The organism is Pseudomonas agarici (assembly GCF_900109755.1).
Taxonomy (GTDB): domain Bacteria; phylum Pseudomonadota; class Gammaproteobacteria; order Pseudomonadales; family Pseudomonadaceae; genus Aquipseudomonas; species Aquipseudomonas agarici.
In genome coordinates this window covers 205797-229736 of record NZ_FOAR01000007.1, presented here as the reverse complement: position 1 = coordinate 229736, position 23940 = coordinate 205797, and the positions used below count along the sequence as shown (strand labels likewise).

At 62.4% G+C, this 23940-nt stretch carries 23 protein-coding genes and 1 tRNA gene; 20 read left to right on the top strand and 4 right to left on the bottom strand.

Features of this window, described 5'->3' with window-relative positions:
- Window positions 1-227: 227 nt before the first annotated feature.
- Window positions 228-1004, top strand: a complete 777-nt coding sequence (locus BMX68_RS09355) for an SDR family NAD(P)-dependent oxidoreductase (protein WP_017133511.1) — start codon at window positions 228-230, stop codon at window positions 1002-1004.
- A gap of 631 nt (window positions 1005-1635) precedes the next feature.
- On the opposite strand, the gene BMX68_RS09350 is transcribed toward BMX68_RS09355, so the two are convergent.
- The 3 genes from BMX68_RS09350 to BMX68_RS09340 all read right to left on the bottom strand — a co-directional run bounded on the left by BMX68_RS09350 (window position 1636) and on the right by BMX68_RS09340 (window position 4164).
- Window positions 1636-1709: transfer RNA gene (locus tag BMX68_RS09350), tRNA-Cys, on the bottom strand.
- A gap of 148 nt (window positions 1710-1857) precedes the next feature.
- Entirely contained in the window at window positions 1858-3312 is a 1455-nt protein-coding gene (locus tag BMX68_RS09345) for an FAD/NAD(P)-binding protein (protein WP_074862064.1), read from the bottom strand.
- A gap of 288 nt (window positions 3313-3600) precedes the next feature.
- Window positions 3601-4164, bottom strand: coding sequence for a helix-turn-helix domain-containing protein (locus BMX68_RS09340; RefSeq protein ID WP_017133512.1), 564 nt, complete (start codon window positions 4162-4164; stop codon window positions 3601-3603).
- Window positions 4165-4247: 83 nt separating this feature from the next.
- On the opposite strand from BMX68_RS09340, the gene BMX68_RS09335 reads away from it, so the two are divergent.
- From BMX68_RS09335 to BMX68_RS09305, 7 genes are all read left to right on the top strand, one after another.
- Window positions 4248-5201: a DMT family transporter gene (locus BMX68_RS09335; RefSeq protein WP_017133513.1), complete on the top strand. Its 954-nt coding sequence runs from the start codon at window positions 4248-4250 to the stop codon at window positions 5199-5201.
- A 294-nt stretch (window positions 5202-5495) separates the two neighbouring features.
- Window positions 5496-8432: a monovalent cation/H+ antiporter subunit A gene (locus BMX68_RS09330; RefSeq protein ID WP_017133514.1), complete on the top strand. Its 2937-nt coding sequence runs from the start codon at window positions 5496-5498 to the stop codon at window positions 8430-8432.
- On the top strand, window positions 8432-8776 hold the full coding sequence (locus BMX68_RS09325; protein ID WP_017133515.1) for a Na+/H+ antiporter subunit C: 345 nt from the start codon (window positions 8432-8434) through the stop codon (window positions 8774-8776). Before BMX68_RS09330 ends, BMX68_RS09325 begins: the two co-directional genes overlap by 1 nt.
- Entirely contained in the window at window positions 8773-10452 is a 1680-nt protein-coding gene (locus BMX68_RS09320) for a monovalent cation/H+ antiporter subunit D (RefSeq protein ID WP_017133516.1), read from the top strand. Before BMX68_RS09325 ends, BMX68_RS09320 begins: the two co-directional genes overlap by 4 nt.
- Entirely contained in the window at window positions 10449-10937 is a 489-nt protein-coding gene (locus BMX68_RS09315) for a Na+/H+ antiporter subunit E (RefSeq protein WP_017133517.1), read from the top strand. Before BMX68_RS09320 ends, BMX68_RS09315 begins: the two co-directional genes overlap by 4 nt.
- Window positions 10934-11212: a K+/H+ antiporter subunit F gene (locus BMX68_RS09310; RefSeq protein WP_017133518.1), complete on the top strand. Its 279-nt coding sequence runs from the start codon at window positions 10934-10936 to the stop codon at window positions 11210-11212. Before BMX68_RS09315 ends, BMX68_RS09310 begins: the two co-directional genes overlap by 4 nt.
- Entirely contained in the window at window positions 11209-11568 is a 360-nt protein-coding gene (locus BMX68_RS09305) for a Na+/H+ antiporter subunit G (RefSeq protein WP_017133519.1), read from the top strand. The genes BMX68_RS09310 and BMX68_RS09305 overlap by 4 nt, the downstream gene beginning before the upstream one ends.
- Window positions 11569-11586: 18 nt before the next feature.
- On the opposite strand, the gene BMX68_RS09300 is transcribed toward BMX68_RS09305, so the two are convergent.
- The gene (locus tag BMX68_RS09300) at window positions 11587-12489 is read right to left on the bottom strand and encodes a LysR family transcriptional regulator (protein ID WP_017133520.1); all 903 of its coding nucleotides are present in this window, start codon (window positions 12487-12489) and stop codon (window positions 11587-11589) included.
- A 131-nt stretch (window positions 12490-12620) separates the two neighbouring features.
- On the opposite strand from BMX68_RS09300, the gene BMX68_RS09295 reads away from it, so the two are divergent.
- From BMX68_RS09295 to BMX68_RS09240, 12 genes are all read left to right on the top strand, one after another.
- Entirely contained in the window at window positions 12621-13691 is a 1071-nt protein-coding gene (locus tag BMX68_RS09295; RefSeq protein WP_026013354.1) for an AbrB family transcriptional regulator, read from the top strand.
- Between the two features lie 232 nt (window positions 13692-13923).
- On the top strand, window positions 13924-14595 hold the full coding sequence (locus BMX68_RS09290; protein WP_017133523.1) for a GntR family transcriptional regulator: 672 nt from the start codon (window positions 13924-13926) through the stop codon (window positions 14593-14595).
- Between the two features lie 109 nt (window positions 14596-14704).
- Entirely contained in the window at window positions 14705-15637 is a 933-nt protein-coding gene (locus BMX68_RS09285; RefSeq protein ID WP_017133524.1) for a 4-hydroxyproline epimerase, read from the top strand.
- A complete protein-coding gene (locus tag BMX68_RS09280) occupies window positions 15634-16749 on the top strand; it encodes an NAD(P)/FAD-dependent oxidoreductase (protein ID WP_074862060.1) in 1116 nt (371 codons plus the stop codon). The genes BMX68_RS09285 and BMX68_RS09280 overlap by 4 nt, the downstream gene beginning before the upstream one ends.
- Entirely contained in the window at window positions 16742-16978 is a 237-nt protein-coding gene (locus BMX68_RS09275; protein ID WP_017133527.1) for a (2Fe-2S)-binding protein, read from the top strand. The genes BMX68_RS09280 and BMX68_RS09275 overlap by 8 nt, the downstream gene beginning before the upstream one ends.
- Window positions 16975-18231 (top strand): NAD(P)/FAD-dependent oxidoreductase, encoded by a 1257-nt coding sequence (locus BMX68_RS09270; protein WP_017133528.1) that lies wholly within the window; start codon window positions 16975-16977, stop codon window positions 18229-18231. Before BMX68_RS09275 ends, BMX68_RS09270 begins: the two co-directional genes overlap by 4 nt.
- An 84-nt stretch (window positions 18232-18315) precedes the next feature.
- The gene (locus BMX68_RS09265; protein ID WP_026013355.1) at window positions 18316-19065 is read left to right on the top strand and encodes an AraC family transcriptional regulator; all 750 of its coding nucleotides are present in this window, start codon (window positions 18316-18318) and stop codon (window positions 19063-19065) included.
- Window positions 19066-19297: 232 nt separating this feature from the next.
- Window positions 19298-20116 (top strand): ABC transporter substrate-binding protein, encoded by an 819-nt coding sequence (locus tag BMX68_RS09260; RefSeq protein WP_017133530.1) that lies wholly within the window; start codon window positions 19298-19300, stop codon window positions 20114-20116.
- A 10-nt stretch (window positions 20117-20126) separates the two neighbouring features.
- Window positions 20127-21896, top strand: a complete 1770-nt coding sequence (lhpI, locus tag BMX68_RS09255; protein ID WP_017133531.1) for a cis-3-hydroxy-L-proline dehydratase — start codon at window positions 20127-20129, stop codon at window positions 21894-21896.
- Complete coding sequence (locus tag BMX68_RS09250; protein ID WP_017133532.1) at window positions 21889-22560, top strand: amino acid ABC transporter permease; 672 nt, start codon at window positions 21889-21891, stop codon at window positions 22558-22560. The genes lhpI and BMX68_RS09250 overlap by 8 nt, the downstream gene beginning before the upstream one ends.
- Window positions 22561-22572: 12 nt before the next feature.
- A complete protein-coding gene (locus tag BMX68_RS09245) occupies window positions 22573-23223 on the top strand; it encodes an amino acid ABC transporter permease (RefSeq protein ID WP_017133533.1) in 651 nt (216 codons plus the stop codon).
- Window positions 23216-23938 (top strand): amino acid ABC transporter ATP-binding protein, encoded by a 723-nt coding sequence (locus BMX68_RS09240; protein WP_017133534.1) that lies wholly within the window; start codon window positions 23216-23218, stop codon window positions 23936-23938. Before BMX68_RS09245 ends, BMX68_RS09240 begins: the two co-directional genes overlap by 8 nt.
- Window positions 23939-23940 lie beyond the last annotated feature (2 nt).

Here is a 23940-nt window from a genome sequence, read left to right as displayed (position 1 = left end):
ACAATATCAAGGGTCAGCGGCCAGCCCAAAGGAATGCTGCCGAGGAATCTGCTCCTTAGCGATTGGCCGTCTAATGAGATAACCGGTATTCATTTCGCTATGCCGATTTCCGCAGCTAATCAAATGCATTGAATCAAGACAATCAACCTACCGACAAGCAGACTACTTCCAAGGCCTCAGAGATACCTGGCTAAACTCGGTTGTTATTTCGATAGGGGGATATCCGCATGAAGCATGCTAATAAGGTAGCTGTCGTAACCGGTGCTGCCCAGGGCCTGGGATTGGCTATCGCCGAACGTTTTATCGCAGATGGCGCTAAAGTTGTCTTGGTAGATGTGCAGGCCGACAAAGTGAAAGCAGAAGCGAAGCGCCTCGGCACCAACGCAAGCTGGATCGTTGCTGACTTGAGCGTTATCAGCCAAGACATCGCCAACGACATCGTCAACAAAACCGTCGATAAGTTTGGATCGCTGGACATTTTGATGAATAACGCGGGCATTATTCATCAGGCCGAGTTCGTCGATTTTCCCGAAGATATCTTCGACCGCATTCAGCAGATTAATGTCAAATCGTATTTCCTGATTGGCCAGGCTGTGGCTCGCTACATGATTGCCAATGGAATCAAGGGCGCCATCGTCAACATGTCCTCGATTAATGCGCTCTTGGCCATGCCAAATTCAGTGGGTTACGCCGTGTCAAAAGGCGCAGTAAAACAACTGACTTCAGTAATGGCCGTAAGCTTGATCAAACATGGCATCCGTGTGAATGCGGTCGGACCAGGCACTATCGCGAGCGACTTGGTCTCCACCGTACTGGCTAGCGACCCGAATGCCCGCCGTGGCATTCTATCCCGAACCCCGATCGGCAGAGTGGGGGAAGCCTCTGAAGTGGCCAGCGTTGTATCGTTCCTGGCCAGCGACGATGCCTCGTACATTGTTGGACAGACCATTTACCCGGATGGCGGTCGTTTGGTACTAAACACGGTCGTTCCGGTGACTGAGTAATTGATTTTCTACTATGTAGGGTCAGCCCATCTCCTGCACTCCCTCCGCACTGAACATCTCATTTTCAAGGATCGGGTTGAGAGTAAAGAGCTCAACCGCTCGTGAAAGCACTCATTAACATTGAGTGCTAGTTAAACTGGCAGCCTAGGCTTCATTTTTTTGCTCTTGTCATGCGTACTAATATTTTTTTGGATAGCGAGAGGCATCACGAATTATCGAGCGCAAGTATCGGTACGCGAATCCATAAAAACATACACAACGCTGTTCTTCTACAAAAAATCGAGATCCCCAAAAAACATGGACAAACTCGTGACATAACACCCACGCGCAGGAGTCGAACACAAAATAATTGGTCAAGAGCCAGTGTCGTTTTCACCTAACGAAGAAAGCAAATATATAATTATTTTTTCTGGAAACGATAAAAAACTCGAAACACCTAACGATATTGAGGTAAATGGAGATCTATCACTTCGTAGCATTCTTGATACCACGAAAAAAAGCCAAAAAAGAAGGCAAGCTTTACCTTCCGCAACCCCATGGTTGCGGAACACATCCCAAAAGTTGCGGAACGCTTCCTAAATCGCAGGCATTAAAAAACCCCGTAAACCATTGATTTACGGGGCTTTGAAGGTGGAGGCCGAGGTCGGAATCGAACCGGCGTAGATGGATTTGCAATCCACTGCATAACCATTTTGCTACTCGGCCTCAGGTCGAATCGAGCGCCCTTGCAAGCCAGGCTTGCCGCAACTCCTTGATTCTTCAGCGTTCACGACGTTGCCGCCCGAGCTGATGGCGCGCATTATGTCCTAGTTGCATGGCACTGGCAACCCCCTGAATTCTAATAATTTTTAGGTCAGTCCAGGTCTTTGCGCGCAGCCGCCAACTGTACCAGTCGCGCCGCCAGCGACTGGGCCTGACTCGCCACATCGGTGACCGCCGTACTCTCCCACCATAGGCCCCGCAACGGCGGTCCCATGGCAAACAGCCGCATGGAAATATCACCCTCCACATTCATTACCGCGCCGCCCGGATCGGCTGCGATACCTAGGGCCAACGGTCCTGGCCGGATCAATCCTCGTGCCAGTAATCGCTGGGGCAACGGGCGATCCACCCGACGCCAGTCATATTCGATACCCGTGGAGTTGATCAAGGCCGCGCCCGTGACGATACGTGTCTGCGACTCACCCCGAGGTCGAATGAAAATGCTTACCTGCCCGTCCCGTGGTTCGTCCAAGCCCTTGAACGATGCCGCCTCGATGGTCAGCCGCCCTTCCCTGTACAGGCGCTCCACCAGCTCGGCGCTCAAGGGTGGCGAACGGTGGTGATGGCTTTCCCACCATGGCCGTACATGCTGGAGAAACTGGCGACGCTGGATGTCGCTGGCCTGGCTCCAGAGTCGGCCGATATGAGCCCGTACCGTGTCCAGCGGCGCCTGCCAGTCGATGCCGGCCCGCAAGGCTTCGGCGCATTGGCAACGGACCTCGCGCAGCAGGTGGCGTGGGCTGCGAATACTCAGGTCGGCGGCCAGGAAGTCGACCCAGGCCGGTGGCTGGCGGCGCACATGGGGCAGCAGCCCGTGGCGGGAAATGACCCGGATCGGTCCGCGATGCCCGGCCTGTTCCAAAGACACCACGGCATCGACCATGGTCAGGCCGGAGCCGATGATCAGCACCGCGCCCTGTGGATCGAGCCGCGACAGGGTCGCTACGTCCCAAGGGTCCAGCGCCGCCGCGTTCAGGCCGTTAGATTGCTTTTGCCGGGCCCGCGCCGCCGGGAACATACCGGTCGCCAGTACCGCATGCTCCCCTCGCAGTTGCCGGCCATCGGCCAAGGTCAGGTGTACGCCGTGGCCGTCGCTGTGCAGGTCGACCGCCTCGCCGCGCACATGCTCGGCTGTCGAGCCCCAGGCCGCCCCCTGCTGCCGGGCCTCGGCCAAGCGCTGCTGGACGTAGAGGCCGAAGATTCCTCGGGGCATGAACAGTTCGCTGACCGGCACCTGTTGCTGGTCCGACTCGGGCCAGCCGCCAGCGGCGATATGGATCTGCAACCATTCGGTCAGGTCATCGGGATTGTCCGGGTCGACGCTCATCCGCGCCGCATTGGCGTTCAACGTGTGCCCAAGCTGCGTGGCACTGTAGGCCTCACCCCGTCCCAACTCGGCACGTGGCTCGACGATCAAAATCCGCCGCCGGCCCGCCAGACGCAGCAACTGCACTGCCAGCATCGCGCCACTCAGACCACCACCGACAATCAATACATCGGTCGCCAAGATAGCGTGTGTTGCTTGTCCGCTCAGGGTTTCAGCCATTATTCGCTCTCTTGTTCAATGCTCGCCTCAGTAGAAAGCGTGCAGGTCGCCGTGACCAGTCAATCATCCGACGTATTGCCGAGCACCAGCCGGCCAGTGTCGAATACGGGCCAGGCAGTTGGCAAAGACCGCCTCCAGAGTCCTCGCGAGTGCAAAAAGCAGGCATGGGACATCGCAAGAACAAAAAAAGCTTAAAGTCAGTTAATTACGCCAAAAATCTAGAGATTCCCACAAGCAAAAACAGTCAGCCGCCCATCAGCAGTTACTGCATCAATAGTGCCCAGCCGTCTAGATCACCACATTGCGCACAAACCGCGCAGCCGCCTCGCCATCATTGCGGTAGCCGTGGGGCTGGTTGCTGGCGAACATGAAGAACTCGCCGGCATGGATCTGCCGCTCCTGTTCGCCGAGCCACAGGGTCAGGCAACCCTCAAAAACGTACAGTTGCTCGCTCCAGCCATCGCCATCGGGCTCGGAGTGGTAGCGCTCGCCTGGTTCCAGGCGCCATTCCCATAGTTCGACTTCACGGCAAGCCACCGCCTTGGCCAATAGCACTGCCTTGCTCCCGGGAATCAACCCGGCCCAGGCCAGTTCGTTGATACGGCTCGGGTCACGGGCATCCGGCGCCTGGATCAGGTCGCTGAAGGCTACGTTCAGTGCTTCGGCCACACGATCGAGGGTGGTCAGGCTGACGTTCTTTTCCCCCGCTTCGATGGCCACCAGCATCCGCCGACTGACTCCGGATTTCTCCGACAGCGCGGTCTGGCTCAACTGGGCCTCATGCCGCAGGTGTCGCACATTTCGGCTGACGTGTTGCAGGACCGACGCGCGTTGCGAGGTTTCTTTGTGCACTATATTGCTCACTCAGTGGGTTTGCGCAGTATACTGCCCAGCTCCGGCGCATTGTGCGTCTCACTCAGGTAGCGCGCAAGGTCATGACTCCGGTGAAATCCAACAACAAGTGGTTACCCTCGACCCTAAGGTTCAGCAAAGCCGAATGCGTGCTGATCCTGATCACCATGGTCTGGGGCGGCACTTTTCTGCTGGTGCAAAACGCCATGACCGTCAGCGGGCCGATGTTCTTCGTGGGCTTGCGGTTTGCCGCGGCGGCGTGCATCGTCGCGCTGTTTTCGGCGCGCAGCCTGCGGGGCATAAGTGCTTTCGAGATGAAGGCCGGAATCTTTATCGGCACCGCGATCATGCTGGGCTACGGCTTGCAAACCGTGGGTTTGCAGACCATTCCCAGCAGCCAGTCGGCATTTATCACCGCGCTCTACGTGCCCTTCGTACCGCTGTTGCAATGGCTGGTGCTGGGCAAGCGGCCCGGGTTGATGCCAAGCATCGGCATCATGCTGGCTTTCACCGGGCTGATGCTGCTGTCCGGGCCGAGCGGCGCCCATCTGGACTTCAGTCCAGGGGAAATTGCCACCATTATCAGCGCCATCGCCATTGCCGCCGAGATCATCCTGATCAGCAACTATGCAGGCAAGGTCGATGTGCGTCGCGTCACCGTGGTGCAACTGGCCACCGCTTCGGTGTTGGCGTTCCTGATGATCGTGCCGACCCAGGAACAACTACCGGACTTTTCCTGGCTACTGTTGGCCAGTGCGGTCGGCCTGGGCGCCGCCAGCGCGGCGATCCAGGTGGCAATGAACTGGGCGCAGAAAAGTGTTTCGCCCACCCGCGCGACCTTGATCTATGCCGGCGAGCCGGTCTGGGCCGGGATTGCCGGGCGATTGGCCGGCGAACGCCTGCCGGGATTGGCACTGGTCGGGGCGGCATTGATCGTCGCGGCAGTGATTGTCAGCGAGCTGAAGACCAAGGGCAAACCGCTGGTCCCGGTCGATGACGAGATCGAGAGCGAGGCTCTGGATTCCAACAACCCATAACACTCGGTGGCGAGCGGGCTTGTCGGCACGCCGCACCGCCGCGCTCGGCTGCGCAGCAGTCACAACCTCAGTCCCTTGTTTTATCTGAGACACCCCGAGACCGGTTTTAGCGCCGCTTCGCACCCCGGTGCCGACAAGCCCGCTCGCCACAGGGCTCGGTTCTCCATCTACAATTTAGACCATGCATATCAGCCATTTATCTCCCACTTTGTAGGATTCGGCGACAGCTTAAGGGTTGGTGATCCAACTCCAGCCACGTATGATTCTTCGCAAACTCCCGCAGATTAGAAGCCTATGTCTCTGATAGTTCTACTACTTCTGCCTTTTATCGGCAGCTGTCTGGCGGCCCTGCTGCCGCATAACGCACGTAACAGTGAATCGATCCTGGCCGGTGTGATTGCCCTGGCCGGCACGATTCAAATGGCCTTGTTCTACCCGCAGATCGCCCATGGCGGTGTGATTCACGAGACCGTCACCTGGCTGCCCAGCCTGGGCCTGAACCTGATCCTGCGCCTGGACGGTTTTGCCTGGCTGTTCTCCATGCTGGTGCTCGGCATCGGCACGCTGGTGTCGCTGTACGCCCGCTACTACATGTCGCCTGACGATCCGGTGCCGCGCTTCTTCGCGTTTTTCCTGGCTTTCATGGGCGCGATGCTCGGCCTGGTACTGTCGGGCAACCTGATCCAGATCGTGTTTTTCTGGGAACTGACCAGCCTGTTCTCGTTCCTGCTGATCGGCTACTGGCACCACCGTTCCGATGCCCGCCGTGGCGCCTACATGGCACTGACGGTCACCGGCGCCGGTGGTTTATGCCTGCTGGCGGGGGTACTGATCCTCGGCCATGTGGTGGGCAGCTATGACCTGGACGCCGTGCTGGCAGCAGGCGACCAGATCCGTGCCCATGCCTTGTACCCCGTCCTGCTGCCACTGATCCTGATCGGCGCTCTGAGCAAGAGTGCGCAATTCCCCTTCCACTTCTGGCTGCCCCATGCCATGGCAGCGCCCACCCCGGTTTCCGCTTACCTGCATTCGGCGACGATGGTCAAGGCCGGGGTGTTTCTTCTGGCCCGGCTATGGCCGTCGCTGTCCGGCAGCGAAGAATGGTTCTGGATCGTCGGCGGCGCCGGCGCCGCGACCCTGGTGCTCGGTGCCTACTGCGCCATGTTCCAGAACGACCTCAAAGGCCTGCTGGCCTATTCGACCATCAGCCATCTGGGCTTGATCACCCTGCTGCTGGGCCTGAACAGCCCACTGGCCGCGGTCGCGGCGGTGTTCCATATCCTCAACCATGCGACCTTCAAGGCCTCGCTGTTTATGGCTGCCGGGATCATCGACCATGAAAGCGGGACCCGCGATATCCGCAAACTCAGCGGCCTGGTCAAACTGATCCCATTCACCGCCACGCTGGCGATGGTCGCCAGCGCCTCGATGGCTGGCGTGCCGCTGCTCAATGGTTTCCTCTCCAAGGAAATGTTCTTCGCCGAAACCGTTTTCATCCACTCCACCGCCTGGGTCGAGATCGCCCTGCCGATCATTGCGACCCTCGCCGGGACCTTCAGCGTTGCCTACTCGCTGCGCTTCACCGTCGATGTGTTCTTCGGCCCGGCGGCCACCGATCTGCCCCACACGCCCCACGAACCGCCGCGCTGGATGCGTGCGCCGGTGGAGTTGCTGGTGTTCACCTGCCTGCTGGTGGGCATATTCCCGGCGCAGGTAGTCGGCTCGATCCTCGCCAGCGCCGCCCTGCCGGTGGTGGGCGGGGCTCTGCCACCATACAGCCTGGCGATCTGGCACGGTCTGAACGCGCCGATGGTCATGAGCCTGATCGCCATGTCCGGCGGCGTGCTGCTCTACCTGCTGCTACGCAAGCAGCTCAAGCGCGGTCGCTTCAGTCGCCTGCCGTTGATCGGTCGCCTCAACGGCAAGCGTCTGTTCGAACGCAGCCTGGCGATCATGATGCGCGGTGCCCGGCACCTGGAACGCCGCATCAGCACCCAACGCCTGCAACCGCAACTGTTCCTGCTGGTGCTGGCAGCCGTGGTGGCCGGGCTGATCCCGATGCTCCACGCCAGCCTGAGCTTTGGCGATCGGCCGAAGATTCCCGGATCCATCGTCTTTGTCACCCTCTGGCTGCTGGCAATCGCCTGCGCCCTGGGCGCCGCCTGGCAAGCCAAGTACCATCGCTTGGCGGCCCTGACCATGGTCAGTGTCTGCGGCCTGATGACCTGTGTCACCTTTGTCTGGTTCTCCGCGCCGGATCTGGCCCTGACTCAATTGGTGGTCGAGGTGGTGACCACGGTGCTGATCCTGCTCGGCCTGCGCTGGCTGCCACGGCGGATCGAAGAGGTCTCGCCGCTGCCCGGCAGTCTGCGCAAGGCGCGCATTCGCCGCCTGCGCGATCTGCTGCTGTCGGGTCTGGTCGGTGGCGGCATGGCGCTGCTGTCCTACGCCATGCTGACGCGCCAGACGCCCAACGATATCTCCTCGTTCTACCTCAGCCGCGCCCTGCCCGAAAGCGGCGGCAGCAACGTAGTGAACGTGATGCTGGTGGATTTCCGTGGCTTCGATACCCTCGGCGAAATTACCGTGCTGGTGGCCACGGCCCTGGCGATCTTCGCCCTGCTGCGCCGCTTCCGCCCGCCCAAGGAAAGCCTCCAGTTGCCCAACCAGCAGCGCCAACTGGCCAGCGACGTGGTCACCGATCTGGTCAACCCGCGCAGCGCCAGCGATACCGCGCTGGGCTTTATGATGGTCCCGGCGGTGCTGGTGCGCCTGCTGCTGCCGATTGCCTTCATCGTCTCGATGTACCTGTTCATGCGCGGCCATAACCAGCCCGGCGGCGGCTTTGTTGCGGGCCTGGTGATGTCGGTGGCGTTCATCCTGCAATATATGGTCGCTGGCACCCAGTGGGTCGAGGCCCAAATGAGCCTGCGGCCACTGCGCTGGATGGGCACCGGCCTGCTGTTCGCCACCGTCACCGGGCTGGGGGCCATGGCCTTCGGCTATCCGTTCCTGACCACTCACACTGCGCACCTGCATCTGCCGCTGCTGGGTGATATCCATATTGCCAGCGCACTGTTCTTCGATATCGGTGTGTACGCAGTGGTGGTCGGCTCGACCCTGCTGATCCTCACGGCCCTGGCGCACCAGTCGGTGCGCGCCCATCGGCCAAGCCAATTGGCCCTGCCACATGCCAGGCCACAGCCTCAACTCAAGCCAGGAGCCGCCTGATGGAAGAAGTCATTGCAATTGCTATCGGCGTGCTCGCCGCGTCCGGCGTCTGGCTGATCCTGCGGCCCCGGACTTTCCAGGTGGTGATGGGCCTGTGCCTGCTGTCCTATGGGGTCAACCTGTTCATCTTCAGCATGGGCAGCCTGTTTATCGGCAAGGAGCCGATCATCAAGGATGGCGTACCCCAGGACCTGTTGAACTATACCGACCCGCTGCCCCAGGCCCTGGTGCTGACGGCGATTGTCATCAGCTTCGCCATGACTGCGCTGTTCCTGGTGGTGCTGCTGGCCTCACGGGGGCTGACCGGCACCGACCACGTCGATGGCCGGGAGGCCAAGGAATGAACCTGATGCCGCACCTGATCGTCGCGCCCATCCTACTACCGCTGCTGACGGCGGCGCTGATGCTGCTGCTCGGCGAGAAACATCGCCCGTTCAAGGCCCGCCTCAACCTGGTGTCGAGCCTGCTCGGCCTGGGTGTTTCCGTGCTGCTGCTGATCGGCGCTCAGCAATCTTCGGAACCTGCGTCCATTGGCGTGTATCTGCCGGGCAACTGGCAAGCACCGTTCGGCATCGTACTGGTGGCCGACCGCTTGTCGGCGCTGATGTTGGTGCTCACCGGGATCATCGGTGTCAGCGCCCTGCTGTTCGCCATGGCTCGCTGGGACCGTGCCGGCGCGAGTTTCCACGCACTGTTCCAGATCCAGTTGATGGGCCTGTACGGTGCCTTTCTGACCGCCGACCTGTTCAACCTGTTCGTGTTCTTCGAGGTGCTGCTGGCGGCCTCCTACGGTCTGGTCCTGCACGGTTCGGGACGGGCGCGGGTGTCCTCGGGCCTGCACTACATCGCGATCAACCTGCTGGCCTCGTCGCTGTTCCTGATCGGCGCGGCGATGGTTTATGGCGTTACCGGCACCCTGAACATGGCCGACCTGGCCCTGAAGATCCCGTTGGTGCCGGAAGCCGACCGTGGCCTGCTGCATGCCGGTGCGGCGATTCTCGCCGTGGCGTTCTTGGCCAAGGCCGGAATGTGGCCGCTAAACTTCTGGCTGGTGCCCGCCTACTCTTCGGCCAGCGCGCCGGTGGCGGCGATGTTCGCGATCATGACCAAGGTCGGGGTCTATACCCTGCTGCGGTTATGGACCCTGCTGTTCTCCGGTCAGGCCGGTGCTTCGGCGTACTTTGGTGGTAACTGGCTGATCTACGGCGGTATGGCGACCATCGCTTGCGCTGCCGTGGCGATCCTCGCCGCCCAACGCCTGGAGCGCATGGCCAGCCTGAGTATTCTGGTGTCGGCGGGGATCCTCCTGTCAGCAGTGGGTTTCGCCCAGCCGAACCTGACGGCGGGCGCGCTGTTCTATCTGGTCAGCTCGACCCTGGCGCTGAGCGCGCTGTTCCTGCTGGCCGAGCTGATCGAGCGCTCACGCTCGGCCAATGAGCTGCCGCTGGAGGAAGATATCGACCCATTGCCGCGTCCATTGGAATCGCTGCACCCGCGCCCCGGCACCAATCTCGACGACGAACAGAATGTGGTGGTCGGTCAGGTGATTCCCTGGACCATGGCTTTTCTCGGCCTGAGTTTTATCACCTGTGCCCTGTTGATCATCGGTATGCCGCCGCTGTCCGGGTTCATCGCCAAGCTGAGCCTGCTCAACGCCCTGCTCAATCCATTGGGCTTGGGCCATGAGACACTGATCTCGCCAGCGGCCTGGGGCTTGCTGGTATTGCTGATAGTGTCCGGCCTGGCCTCGCTGGTGGCCTTCTCGCGCATGGGCGTCCAGCGCTTCTGGACCCCGGCGGACCGCCCTTCGCCGACGCTGCGGCGCTTGGAATGCCTGCCTATTGTCGCCCTACTCGGCCTGTGTATCCTACTGACGATCAAGGCCGAGCCGCTGCTGCGCTACACCCAGGCCGTAGCCGACAACCTCAATACCCCCGAGCACTACGTCATGGCAGTGCTGGCGACCCGCGCGGTGCCCAGCCCCGAAGCCAGGGCCACGGCACTGGAGGTGCAGCCATGAAACGCTTGTTCCCCGCACCCTGGCTGTCCCTGGCGCTGTGGCTGCTATGGCTGGTGCTGAACCTGTCGATCAGCCCTGGCAACCTGCTGCTGGGCGCTGCCCTGGGGTTTTGTGCGCCATTGATGATGGCGCCACTGCGGCCGCTGCCGGTGCGCATTCGTCGACCGGGGGTGATCCTGCGCCTGTTCCTGCGGGTGGGATGGGATGTGATCGTCTCCAACCTAGCCGTCGGTTGGAGCGTTTTGAATGCCGGTCGGCGCCCGCCGCACTCGGCCTTCGTCAAGGTGCCGCTGGACTTGCGCGACGCCAACGGCCTGGCCGTGCTGTCGATGATCTGCACGGTGATTCCCGGCACGGTTTGGTCCGAGCTGGCGCTGGACCGCAGCATCCTGCTACTGCATGTGTTCAACCTGGAGGAAGAAGCGTCGTTTATCCAGAACTTCAAGGCGACTTACGAACGCCCCCTGATGGAGATTTTCACATGAGCGACCTGCTCGCCAACGCGATCCTGTTCAGCCTGTTCATCTTCAGCGTGGCCCTGGTGCTGACCGCCGTCCGGCTGTTCAAGGGCCCCTCGGCACAAGACCGGGTCCTGGCCCTGGACTACCTGTACATCGTCGCCATGCTGATGATGCTGGTGCTGGGCATCCGCTATGCCAGCGACACCTACTTCGAAGCGGCGCTGCTAATCGCCCTGTTCGGCTTTGTCGGCTCCTTTGCCCTGGCGAAATTCCTCCTGCGCGGCGAGGTGATTGAATGAACCAGTTGTCCCTGTGGATCGAGATTCCAGTGGCCGTACTACTGGTGCTCGGCAGTCTGTTCGCCCTCTGCGGTGCCATCGGCCTGCTGCGCATGAAGGACTTCTTTCAACGCATGCACCCGCCGGCCCTGGCCTCGACCCTCGGTGCCTGGTGCGTGGCACTGGCCTCGATCCTGTACTTTTCGGTGCTCAAGTCGGAGCCGGTGATCCATGCCTGGCTGATCCCGATCCTGCTGTCGATCACAGTGCCGGTGACCACCCTGTTGCTGGCTCGTACCGGGCTGTTTCGCCAGCGCGTGGCCGGCTACGACGTACCGGCGGAGGTCAGTGGTGGCCGTACCGAAGGCGGCAGTTGACCGCGTGCCCCGCTGCTATCAGCGCTCGCTGAAAAACGCCCGGCCATCGCGCTTGAGCAGGTCGAGCATGGTCTGCGCCGCCGGCGATAGATAACCGCCGGCCCGCACCGACACCACCAGGGTACGTTTCATCGTGGTTTCCTTGAGCCGCACCTCCCGCAGGTGCATCGCCCCCCGCACATCCTCCAGGGTTTCGCGCGCCAGGAAGCTCAGTAACCGGGTCTGGCCGATCAGGCGCGGCAGCAGGGAAATCGTGTTGGTCTCGATTTGCACCGAAGGTAGCGGCAGGTCATGGCCGAGAAACACATTGTCGATCCAGCGTCGCGATGACACCCCGGTTGCCGGCAACACCCAGCGATAGCGCCCCAACTCACTCAGGCGAATCGGTCCATCGAAAATCGGATGATTGCGACTGGCAACCACCACCGCTTCGTCGTCGAACAACGGATGGGATAGCAACTGCCGGTCATCGTCGAACAGCGGGCAGATCACCATGTCCAGCCGTCCCGAGCGCAACGACTCGCACAACATGTCGTCCTGGCCGATGGCCAGGTTCAGGGTGATCTGCGGTGCCCGCTCAAGCAGGGCGGTGGTTAGCTGCGGCAGCAGGTATTCGGCCATGCTCGCCGCGCAGCCCAGGCGGATATTGCCCAGCACCCCTCGGGCAAAGTCCCGCACCTCCCTGTGGGTATCGGCAATGCTCTGCTGCAATTGCCGACCGCGCTGCTGTAACAACACGCCCACCGGCGTCAGCTTGATCCGTCGACCCTCGCGCTCGAACAACTTAGTGCCGAACGATTCCTCCAGGCGCTGGATGCTCTTGGTCAGCGCCGGCTGGCTGCGATTGAGCCTTTGGGCCGCACGCCCCAGATGTCCCAACTCGGCGATGGTTTCGAAATAAGTGAGATCGCGCAGATCCATATTGATCAACCAAAGTTATCGATTCATCACAATTAGAAACTAGACTTGATCAATAGCGCCATCAATAATTGACCTACCGCGCCGATCCCAACGCCCTGCAACAGGCGCGTCCAGCGTTTTGGAGACTGTCCTTGTCCGCAACACCCCGCTTGTTTTTCACTACCTGGCCCCGCCCACTGCAATGGCTGGCCCTGATCATCCTCGCCGGCGCCGCCGGACAACTGCTCAAGAATGCCGAGCTGCCCGCCGGGCAATTTATCGGTCCGATGCTGGTGGCGATCGGCTTCGGCGTCAGCGGAGCCCATATTCGTATTCACCGTCAGGTCTTTCGCCTGAGCCAGGGGTGCATCGGCCTGCTTGCCGCTCACTCCATGACCCTGGCGGTCCTGACATCGATGGCCCAATCCTGGCAACTGATGCTGTTCGCCACGGTGCTGACGGTGTGCCTGAGTGCCCTGGTGGGCCTGGCAATGGTGCGTTTCGGCGGGATCAAGGCCAGCACCGCCGCCTGGGGCACCTCACCGGGCGCGGCGTCGGCCATGGTCCTGATGGCCGACGATTTCGGTGCCGACGGACGGGTCGTGGCAACCATGCAATACGTGCGCGTGGTCTGCGTGGTGGTGATCGGGGCGCTGGTCAGTCATATACTGGAGGCCCCCGTCAATGGCACCGACGTGCACGTCGCGGATACCGCCCTGCACAGTTTCAGCCCGGTCAATCTGGGGCTCACCTTGGCCGTCGCGATGCTCGGCATGCTGCTCGGCGCGCATATTCCTGCTGGCGCGCTACTGGTGCCGCTGCTGATCGGTGGCGCCTTGCAACTGTCCGGACTACTGCACATCACCCTGCCCGCCGGTCTGCTGGCAGTCGCCTACGGTGCCATCGGCTGCTTCGTCGGCCTGCGTTTCGACCGGCCCACCGTGCTGTACGTATGGAAACAGCTACCGACGATGATCCTCGGCGCCATCAGCCTGATCGCCCTCTGCGCCGCCTCGGCCTGGGTCCTGGCAAAATGGCTCGGCCTGGACTTCCTCTCGGTGTACCTGGCCACCAGCCCTGGTGGATTGGATACCATGGCGATCATTGCGGTCGACACCCACTCGGATGTCGGTCTGGTCCTGGCGATGCAGACCTTGCGCCTGCTGGCGGTGATCTTCACCGGCGCCTTCTTCGCTCGATTGGTGATTCGTCTCGCCCGCTAGTGGCCTGTACGAACTGATTTTGCGCGAAGGTCGGGCAACGCAAGCCGGCTTTCACCGCCATATGGGCGAGCGCAGATACATTTCGTACAGAGCCTGAGTCGCGAAGAAGACATTGGCCTTCGCACACACCCTCGTGTCCCTGGCGGACTGGATGAGCAAGAGGATAGCGGATAGAAAGGCAAAAGGTTTTTCGTATACCATATCCCCTTCCCCTCTTTCGAATGATCTCGCCGTGACTCTACCCAAGCTTAACCTCCCGGACCTGGGCAATGCGCCTTCGACCTCGGAGATCATCACCCGACATCTGCGCGAGGCCATCGTCGCCGGCAATTTCGCCGAGGACCAAGCGATTCGCCAGGACGAAATCGCCCGCCAGTTCAACGTCAGCAAGATTCCTGTGCGCGAGGCCCTCAAGCGTCTGGAGGCCGAAGGGCTGGTGGTGTTCCAGCGCAACCGCGGGGCGATGGTCACACGCCTCTCCGAGCCGGAACTGGCGCAAATGTTCGAAGTGCGCATGCTGCTCGAAGACAAGGTGCTGCGCCTGGCCATCCCGAACATGAGCGAAGACACCTTCGCCCAAGCCGAGCGCATCTGCCAGGAGTTCGTCGGCGAACACGACATCGGGCGCTGGGCTGAACTCAACTGGCAACTCCACACCTGCCTCTACGAGCCGGCGCAACGACCATTCCTGGTCAGCCTGATCCGCTCGGTCAATGACAAACTGGAACGCTACCTGCGTCTGCAGATGAGCCTTTCGGCTGGCAAGGAGCGCGCCGACCATGAGCACCGCGACATCATTGAGGCCTGCCGCGCCCGCGACGTGGAACGGGCGGTGAAACTGCTCGACGAACACATTGCCGGTGTTTGCGCGACACTCCTGGAGCACCTGCCGCGCGCCCGTTGAGTCGGGCCTCGCTGTGCTGATTTCCTCATCGGAGCGCCATAAAAGCATCAAGCCGCAGCACCCTCCGACAAGCCACTCTGCGAACTCTTTTATTCGCCAGTGGCCTGCCATGAAACGTATCAGTGTGATCGACTCTCATACCGGTGGCGAACCGACCCGCCTGGTGACCGCCGGTTTCCCTGAGCTGGGCGCTGGCAGCATGGCCGAGCGCCGCCAGCGGCTGGCCGAAGAATATGATGCGTGGCGCGCCGCCTGCGTTCTCGAACCACGCGGCAACGATGTGCTGGTCGGCGCCCTGTTGTGCGCACCGGTGAACCCGGCGGCCACGGCCGGGGTGATCTTCTTCAACAACACTGGCTACCTCGGCATGTGTGGGCATGGCACCATCGGCCTGATTGCCTCGCTGGCGCACCTGGGGCGCATCGGGCCGGGTATCCATGCCATCGAAACCCCGGTGGGCACGGTGCAGGCCACCCTTCACGCAGACCGCTCGGTCAGTGTGCGCAATGTCCCGTCCTACCGTTACCGGCACGCCTTGGCCCTGCACGTGCCGGGCATCGGCGAGGTGATGGGCGATGTGGCCTGGGGTGGCAACTGGTTCTTTCTGATCGCCGACCATGGCCTGGACGTCACCCGCGCCAACCTGCAAGCGCTGACCGCCTATACCTTCGCCGTACAACAAGCGCTGGAACAGCAAGGCATCCGTGGCGAGGACGGCGGCCTGATCGATCATGTCGAACTGTTCGTCGACGACGCCCACGCCGACAGCCGCAACTTTGTACTCTGCCCTGGCAAAGCCTACGACCGCTCGCCCTGTGGCACCGGCACCAGCGCCAAGCTGGCGTGCCTGGCGGCCGACGGCAAACTACTGCCGGGACAACTCTGGCGTCAGGCCAGTGTGATCGGCAGCGAATTTACAGGTTCCTACGAGTCCGACGGCGACCGCATCGTACCGACCATTCGCGGGCGTGCGCATATCAGCGCCGAAACCACCCTGATCCTCGAACGGGACGACCCATTCGCCTGGGGTATCTGCCCGTGAACGAAGGCACGGTGGCCGACATCATCGTGATCGGCGGCGGAATCATCGGCGCCGCCTGTGCTCAAGCGCTGGCGAATCGGCGCCTGAACGTGCTGGTGCTCGACGCCGGCCTGCCCAATGCCACGGCGGCGGGCATGGGCCACCTGCTGGTGCTCGACGACAACCCGGCGGAGTTGGCGCTGTGCCAATACTCCGTGCAACGCTGGCGCGAGGTGGCTGCCGACCTGCCCGAAGGCTGCGCCTATCGTAACAACGGCACGCTGTGGATCGCCGCCAACCCCGAGGAGATGGCGCTGGCCCAGGCCAAATACGCCCACTTGCAAGCCCATGGCATCGCCTGCGAGCTGCTCGGCAGCCAGGCTCTGCGCGCACGCGAAGCCCAACTGCGCGACGGCCTCGAAGGTGGCCTGCTGATCCATGGCGACGGCATTCTCTATGCCCCGGCCACGGCCCGCTGGATGCTCGAAACCGCCGGTATTCGCCAGCGCCGGGCACGGGTCAGCGAAGTCGACGGCAACCGTGTGCGACTCGACAACGGCCACTGGCTCGGCGCCGGGGCGGTGGTCCTGGCCAACGGCGTGCAGGCCAATGAGCTGTGCCCGGAACTGCCCATCGAACCGAAGAAAGGCCATCTGCTGATTACCGACCGTTACCCAGGAACCGTCACCCATACCCTGGTGGAGCTGGGCTATGTCACCAGCGCCCACCACGCCAACGGCCCTTCCGTTGCCTGCAATATCCAGCCACGCCCCACCGGCCAATTGTTTATCGGCGCCTCGCGACAGTTCGGCACTCGCGACCCGCAGGTCGAAGGCTGGATGCTGGCAAAAATGCTCAAGCGCGCCGTCGAATATCTGCCGGGCTTGGCTCGGCTGAATGCGATCCGAGCCTGGACCGGCCTGCGTGCCGCCAGCCCGGACGGTTTGCCGCTGGTGGGCCGACATCCACAGCGCGAGGGTGTGTGGCTGGCCGTCGGCCATGAAGGACTGGGAGTCACCACCGCCCCCGGCACGGCGGACCTGTTGGTCGCCCAGTTGTTCAACGAAACACCGCCCCTGACCGCCGCCGCCTATCTGCCGCAACGCTTTCTCGGAGCCCAGCGCCATGCCTGAGCTGACCCTGGACGGTCGCGCCCTGCGCGTCGCCGAAGGCACCACCGTGGCCGCGGCCCTGGCCCTGGGTGGTGACGGTTGCAGCCGTACCTCGGTCAGCGGCAGCCGTCGTGTACCGGTATGCGGCATGGGCATTTGCCAGGAATGCCGGGTCAACATCGACGGCAATCGCCGCCTGGCCTGCCAGACCCTGTGCCAGGACGGCATGCAAGTGGAGACCCGGCCATGATCGACTTCGCCGACCTACTGATCATCGGCGCCGGGCCGGCGGGCATCGCCGCCGCCCTGGCCGCCGCCCCCAGTGGCGCCCGTATCGTCATCATCGACGACAACCCGCAGGTGGGCGGGCAGATCTGGCGCGACGGTCCGCGGGCCAGGCTGGCGCCCCAGGCGCGCAAGCTACGTCAACGCCTGCAGGCCCGTGACAATGTGCGGCACTACCCCAGCACCCAAGTGATCGCCAGCAACGGCGCGAAACGACTGTTGCTCGAAGGTCCGCGACGGAGCTGGCAAATCGGCTACGATCAACTGATCCTTTGCACCGGAGCCCGCGAACTGTTGCTGCCGTTCCCCGGCTGGACGTTACCCGGTGTTACCGCCGTCGGCGGCCTGCAAGCACTGATCAAGGGCGGCTTGCCAGTCAGCGGCGAGCGCCTGGTGGTCGCCGGTAGCGGGCCGTTGCTCCTCGCCAGTGCCGCCACCGCCCGCCACGCCGGGGCGCGGATCCTGCGAGTCGCCGAACAGGCTGCATGGCGATCCGTCGCCGCTTTCGCCACGCAGTTGCCGCGCTGGCCACACAAATGGCTGCAAGCCTTCGCTCTGTTCGACCCGCATTACCGCACCGACAGCCACGTGATCGCCGCGCTCGGCAGCGAGCGCCTGGAGGCTGTGCGCCTGGAACAACGCGGCCAGATCACCGAGCTCGCCTGTGACCGCTTGGCCTGCGGCTTCGGCCTGATCCCCAATACCCAGCTCGGCCAGGCCCTGGGCTGCGCGCTCGACGGCCTGGCCCTCGCCGTCGACCCCTGGCAGGCCAGCAGCCTCGCCGATCATTACGCGGCCGGGGAATGCTGCGGTTTCGGCGGCAGTGAACTGGCCCTGGTGGAAGGCGCGATTGCCGGTCACGCGGCGGTCGGCGAGCGTGACGCGGCTCAGCGCCTGTGGCCGGTCCGAGCGCGCTGGCAGGGTTTCGCCGACACCCTGAACCAGACCTTCGCCCTGGACCCGCGACTCAAGGCCCTGGCCAAGCCCGACACCCTGGTGTGCCGTTGCGAGGATGTCACCTATGCCGCTCTGCAAGGCCATCGCGATTGGCACGAAGCGAAGCTGGCTAGTCGCTGCGGCATGGGTGCCTGCCAGGGCCGGGTGTGCGGTGCCGCAACCCGGCACCTGTTCGGTTGGCAACTTCCGGCACCACGCCCGCCCTTCAGTCCGGCGCGAATCGACACCCTGTTATGTCTCGACGACACTCCGCCGGTATAAGCCGGTATGAATAGTGGTGCGGGGGTTTCGACCGCCTCGCAGGGTCTCTATGATCCCAAGAGTTGCCGCCAGATGCCCGACGCCATGTACACCTCGCTCAACCGCTTCAAACCCTGTGACCTAGCGACCCTGCTAAGCAGCCTGAATGCCATCGCGCCCTTGCTCGATACCCTGGCGGACGTGGTGTTTTTCATTAAGGACAGCGAGGCGCGCTATGCCTTCGTCAATCAGACCCTAGCCCGGCGCTGCGGCTTCAAGCTGCCCGGCGAACTGCTGGGGCAGACCGCCGACCGGGTCTTTCCGGAACATTTCGGCACCTCCTATACCGCGCAAGACCGCCGGGTCTTGAACAGCGGGCGCGAGCTGGCCGACCAGTTGGAGCTGCACCTCTATGACGGCAATCAACCGATCTGGTGCTTGACCCACAAGGTCCCGCTGCGCGACCCAACGGGGCGGATCGTCGGCTTGGCGGGTATTTCCCGCGACCTGCAACTGCCGCAATCGCACCACCCGTCCTTCCAGAAGGTCGCCGCGGTGGACGCCCATATCCGCCAACATTTCGCCCAACCCATCAGCCTCGCCGAACTGACCCGGATCGCCGACTTGTCGGTGGCCCAACTGGAACGCCACTGCAAGCGGATCTTCCAACTCACCCCACGGCAGATGATCCACAAGGCCCGCCTGGAAGAAGCCGCGCAACTTCTGTTGCACACCCACCTGCCGATCACCGAGATCGCCCTGCGTTGTGGCTACACCGACCACAGCGCCTTCAGTCGCCAGTTCCGTGCGCTCACCGGCCTGTCGCCGAGCCATTACCGCGAAAGCCATCGCTGACCGTGGTGTTCCTTTAAGGGGCTTGCACGGGGAAAAATGCTCCCTTCTGTAACATCCTTTCACCCTTCAAACACGGGAAACTCGCCCCCGAAACCAGGCACCGCCTCTAATCAAAGGGCCACTGAGAGATTCATGTTCTGGTGTAGCAATCGGCACAGTCATTGCTAATATAATATCGTATACGAAATTCATAATACGAAGAACAACGCCACTTACCAATAACGAGGCATTCATGAAAAATCCCGTTTTTGTCGTAGCGCTCAGTGTGGTTCTCAGTTCGTCCCTTATAACCACGGCCCAGGCCGACAAGCTCGATGACATCATCGGTTCCGGCAAGCTGCGCTGTGCCGTGACCCTGGACTTTCCGCCGATGGGCTCGCGCGATGCCGGCAACCAGCCAGTGGGCTTCGACGTCGATTATTGCAACGACTTGGCAAAAGTCCTCGGGGTCGATGCCGAGATCATCGAAACGCCCTTTCCAGACCGTATTCCCGCACTGGTGTCGGGCCGTGCCGACGTGATCGTCGCCTCGACCTCCGATACCCTCGAACGGGCCAAAACCGTCGGCCTGACCATTCCCTACTTCGCCTTCCAGATGGTGGTACTGACCCGCGACGATACCGGGATCAACCAATACCAAGACCTCAAGGGTCATCCTGTCGGCAACACCAGCGGTACTTATGAAGCCATCGCTCTGGAAAAAGACCAGAAGAGCTGGGGCACTGGCAGCTTCCGCGCTTACCAGTCGCAGAACGACACCATCCTGGCCGTCGCCCAGGGTCATATCGATGCCACCGTCGTTACCAACACCGTGGCCGCCGCGACGCTCAAATCAGGCAAGTACAAAGGCTTGAAGGTCGTCGGCAATGCTCCTTACGTGATCGACTACGTCTCGCTGGGTGCCAAGCGCAACGAATACGGCCTGATCAACTACCTCAACCTGTTCGTCAACCAACAGGTGCGCACCGGACGTTACAAGGAGCTGTTCACCAAGTGGGTCGGGACCGAGATCCCACCGACCGACCTGACCGTGCCCCACGTCTACTACTGAGGAAGACCGCATGCCCAGCACCCCCACTTCCCTTACCGGACGCTGCCTGGTCGAGGGTGCCGCCCAAGGTCCGCTGCTGTTCGCCGATATCGGCCTGAGCTTCTGGGGCGGTGTCGATCCGTTCAGCGGCGAGGTGATCGACCGTCATCACCCCTTGAGTGGCGAGCACTTGGCCGGTTGTGTGCTGGCGCTACCCAGCGGTCGCGGGTCCTGTACCGGCAGCAGCGTGATGATGGAACTGATCAGCAACGGTCATGCCCCGGCCGCGTTGTTACTGGCCGAGGCCGACGAGATCCTGACCCTGGGCGTGCTGGTGGCCCAGGTGATTTTCGAACGCTCCCTGCCGGTGCTGTGCATCGGCAGGGAGGCCTTTGCCGCCTTGCGCGGCCAAGCGTTTGCCCGGATCGAAGGCGCCAGCCTGACACTCTTCGACAAAATACCCGCCGCCCCCTGGCGGGCACTGGCCATGCCGGTGCGAGCGCAACCCGCGACCCGCAGTGTCGCGCTCAGCCAACATGACCAGGCCCTGCTTGATGGCCAGTACGGCAAGGCCGCCCAGGTGGCTATGCAAATCGTCCTACAGATGGCCGAGCTACAAAGAGCCTCCAGCCTGCTGGACGTGACCCAGGCGCATATCGACGGCTGCATCTATACCGGGCCGGCGAGCCTGCGCTTTGCCGAACAACTGGTGCAATGGGGCGCGTGCGTGCGTGTCCCGACCACCCTCAACGCCATCTCCGTCGACCAGCGCCGCTGGCGTGAGTTGGGTGTCGACCCGGCCCTCGGTGAACCCGCCAGTGCCCTGGGCACGGCCTATATGGCGATGGGCGCGCAGCTCAGCTACACCTGCGCGCCCTACCTGCTCGACAGCGCGCCGAAGGCCGGCGAACAGATCGTCTGGGCCGAATCCAATGCCGTGGTCTATGCCAACAGCGTGCTCGGTGCCTGGACCCAGAAATACCCCGATTACCTGGATATCTGTATCGCCCTGACGGGCCGCGCACCGCTGACTGGCTGCCACCTGGCCGAACGGCGCAAGGCGCGCCTGGAGATCGAAGTACCGCCCATGAGCGAACTGGACGATGCCTTCTACCCGTTGCTCGGCTACCACATTGGCGCCCTGTCCGGCAGCTATATCCCGTTGATACGCGGCCTGGAGCTGGCCCGGCCCAGCCTCGACGACCTCAAGGCGTTCGGCGCGGCCTTCGCCACCACCTCGGCGGCGCCGCTGTTCCATATCGCCGGGGTCACCCCGGAGGCCCTCGACCCGCAGCAGGTGCTGGAGCCGGGTCGGTCGTTGCCGGTGCAACGTATCAGCCTCGACGATCTGCTGGGTAGCTGGCGTGAACTCAATAGCGCTCGCGAGCCGCAGGTGGATGTCGTCTCGCTGGGCAACCCGCACTTCTCCCTCAGCGAATTCGCCCACCTGGCACGCCTGTGCCGTGGTCGCCACAAGCACCCTGACGTGGTGCTGGCAATCACCTGCGGGCGGGCCGTGCTGGAGCAGGCCCGTGCCGCCGGGCATATCGCCGTGATCGAAGCCTTTGGCGCGAGCCTGATCACCGACACCTGCTGGTGCATGGTCGGTGAACCGGTGATTCCACCGGCCGCCCGGACGCTGATGACCAATTCCGGCAAGTACGCCCACTACGCCCCCGGCCTGGTGGGGCGCACGGTGCACTTCGCCAGCCTGGCCGAGTGTGTCGACAGCGCTTGCAGCGGCCAGGCCAGCGGGCACCTGCCGGCCTGGCTGCCACGAGAGGAAGCGGTCCATGTTTGAGTTCGACTATACGTTCCAGTGGCGCGCGGCGCTGCGCGCCCTGCCCGACATGCTCAACGGTGCCTGGGTGACCTTCGAGACAGCCGCTCTGTCGATGGTCTTCGGGGTGCTGATCGCCCTGACCCTGACCGTGATGCACGACGCCAAGCAACCGCTGTTGCGCGGCATCGCCAATGGTTGGGTGTCCATCGCCCGCAACACCCCGTCACTGTTCCAGATCTACATCCTCTACTTCGGCCTCGGCTCCCTGGGATTGCATGTCAGCTCCTGGCTGGCGCTGCTGGCCGGGATCACCTTCAACAACGCCGGCTATCTGGCGGAAAACTTCCGTGGCGGCCTCAAGGCCGTGCCCGACACTCAGATGCGCGCGGCACGCTCACTGGGCATGAGCGCTTTTCAGGCCTACCGGATGATTATCGTCCCGCAATTGTTGCGAGTGGTGTTCTATCCGCTGACCAACCAGATGGTCTGGGCGGTGCTGATGACCTCGCTGGGGGTGATCGTCGGTCTCAACAACGATCTGACCGGGGTGACTCAGGACTACAACGTCAAGACGTTTCGCACCTTCGAATACTTCGCCATCGCGGCGGTGCTGTATTACCTGATCGCCAAGGCGATCGTCGCGCTAGCCCGGCTCTTGTCCTGGCGGTTGTTTCGCTATTGAGGGGTCTGCTTGATGTTTTCCACCAGTCTTACCGGGAATGACCTGTTGTTCCTGCTCAGCGGAGCCTGGGTCACGCTGCAACTGACCGTCTGGTCGATCCTGCTCGGCACCGTGGCCGGCTTGCTGTTCGGTCTGTTGCGTGCCTTGCTGCCACGGCTTAGCCTGCCGCTGGCCTGGACTCTGGACGTGTTTCGCAGCGTGCCGCTGCTGATCCAGTTCGTCCTGTTCAACTCGCTCAAAAGCATCGTCGGCCTGAATATCAGCGCCTTCGCCGTCGGCTGCATCGTGCTCGGAATCTACGCCGCCGCCTACTTCACCGAGATCGTCCGCGGCGGCGTGCTCGCGGTGCCGCTGAACGTGCGCCGGGCCAGCCGTTCGTTGGGCCTGAGCTACCTGCAAGACCTGCGCTGGATCGTTCTACCCATGGCTTCACGGGTGGCGTTCCCCGGCTGGCTGAACCTGGTCCTCAGCGTCATGAAAGACACCGCGCTGGTGATGTGGATCGGCATCGTCGAACTGCTGCGCGCCTCGCAAACCGTCGTCACCCGCATCCAGGAACCCTTGCTGGTGTTGTGCATCGCGGGCCTTATCTACTACGTCATGAGCCTGGTGGTCGCCCGCCTGGGCGCTCGCCTGGAAAGAAGGTGGCAAGAAAATGATTGAGATCGACAACGTACACAAATCCTTCGGCGACCTGGAAGTGATCAAGGGCGTCAGCCTGACGGTGAACAAGGGTGAAGTGGTGTCGATCATCGGTGGCTCCGGCTCCGGCAAATCGACCCTGCTGATGTGTATTAACGGTCTGGAATCAATCCACCAGGGCCATATCCGCGTCGATGGCATCGAGGTCCACGATAAGGCCACCGACCTCAATCGCCTGCGGCAGAAGATCGGCATCGTGTTCCAACAATGGAACGCGTTCCCGCACCTGACCGTGTTGGAAAACGTCATGCTGGCGCCGCGCAAGGTGCTTGGCAGGAGCCAGCAGCAAGCCGAGGAACTGGCCGTGCGGCAACTGACCCACGTGGGTCTGGGCGACAAGCTCAAGAGTTTTCCCGGCAGGCTCTCCGGCGGTCAGCAACAACGCACGGCCATCGCCCGCGCCCTGGCCATGTCGCCAGACTACATGCTGTTCGACGAGGCCACTTCGGCCCTCGACCCGCAACTGGTAGGCGAGGTACTGGACACCATGCGCCTGCTCGCCGAAGACGGCATGACCATGGTCCTGGTGACTCATGAAATCCGCTTCGCCCGGGATGTCTCCGACCGCGTGGCGTTCTTTCGCAACGGCCTGGTGCACGAGATCGGCTCGCCCGACCAGGTCCTCGGCCATCCCCAGCGGCCGGAAACGGCGGCGTTCCTCAAATCGGTCAAATAGGA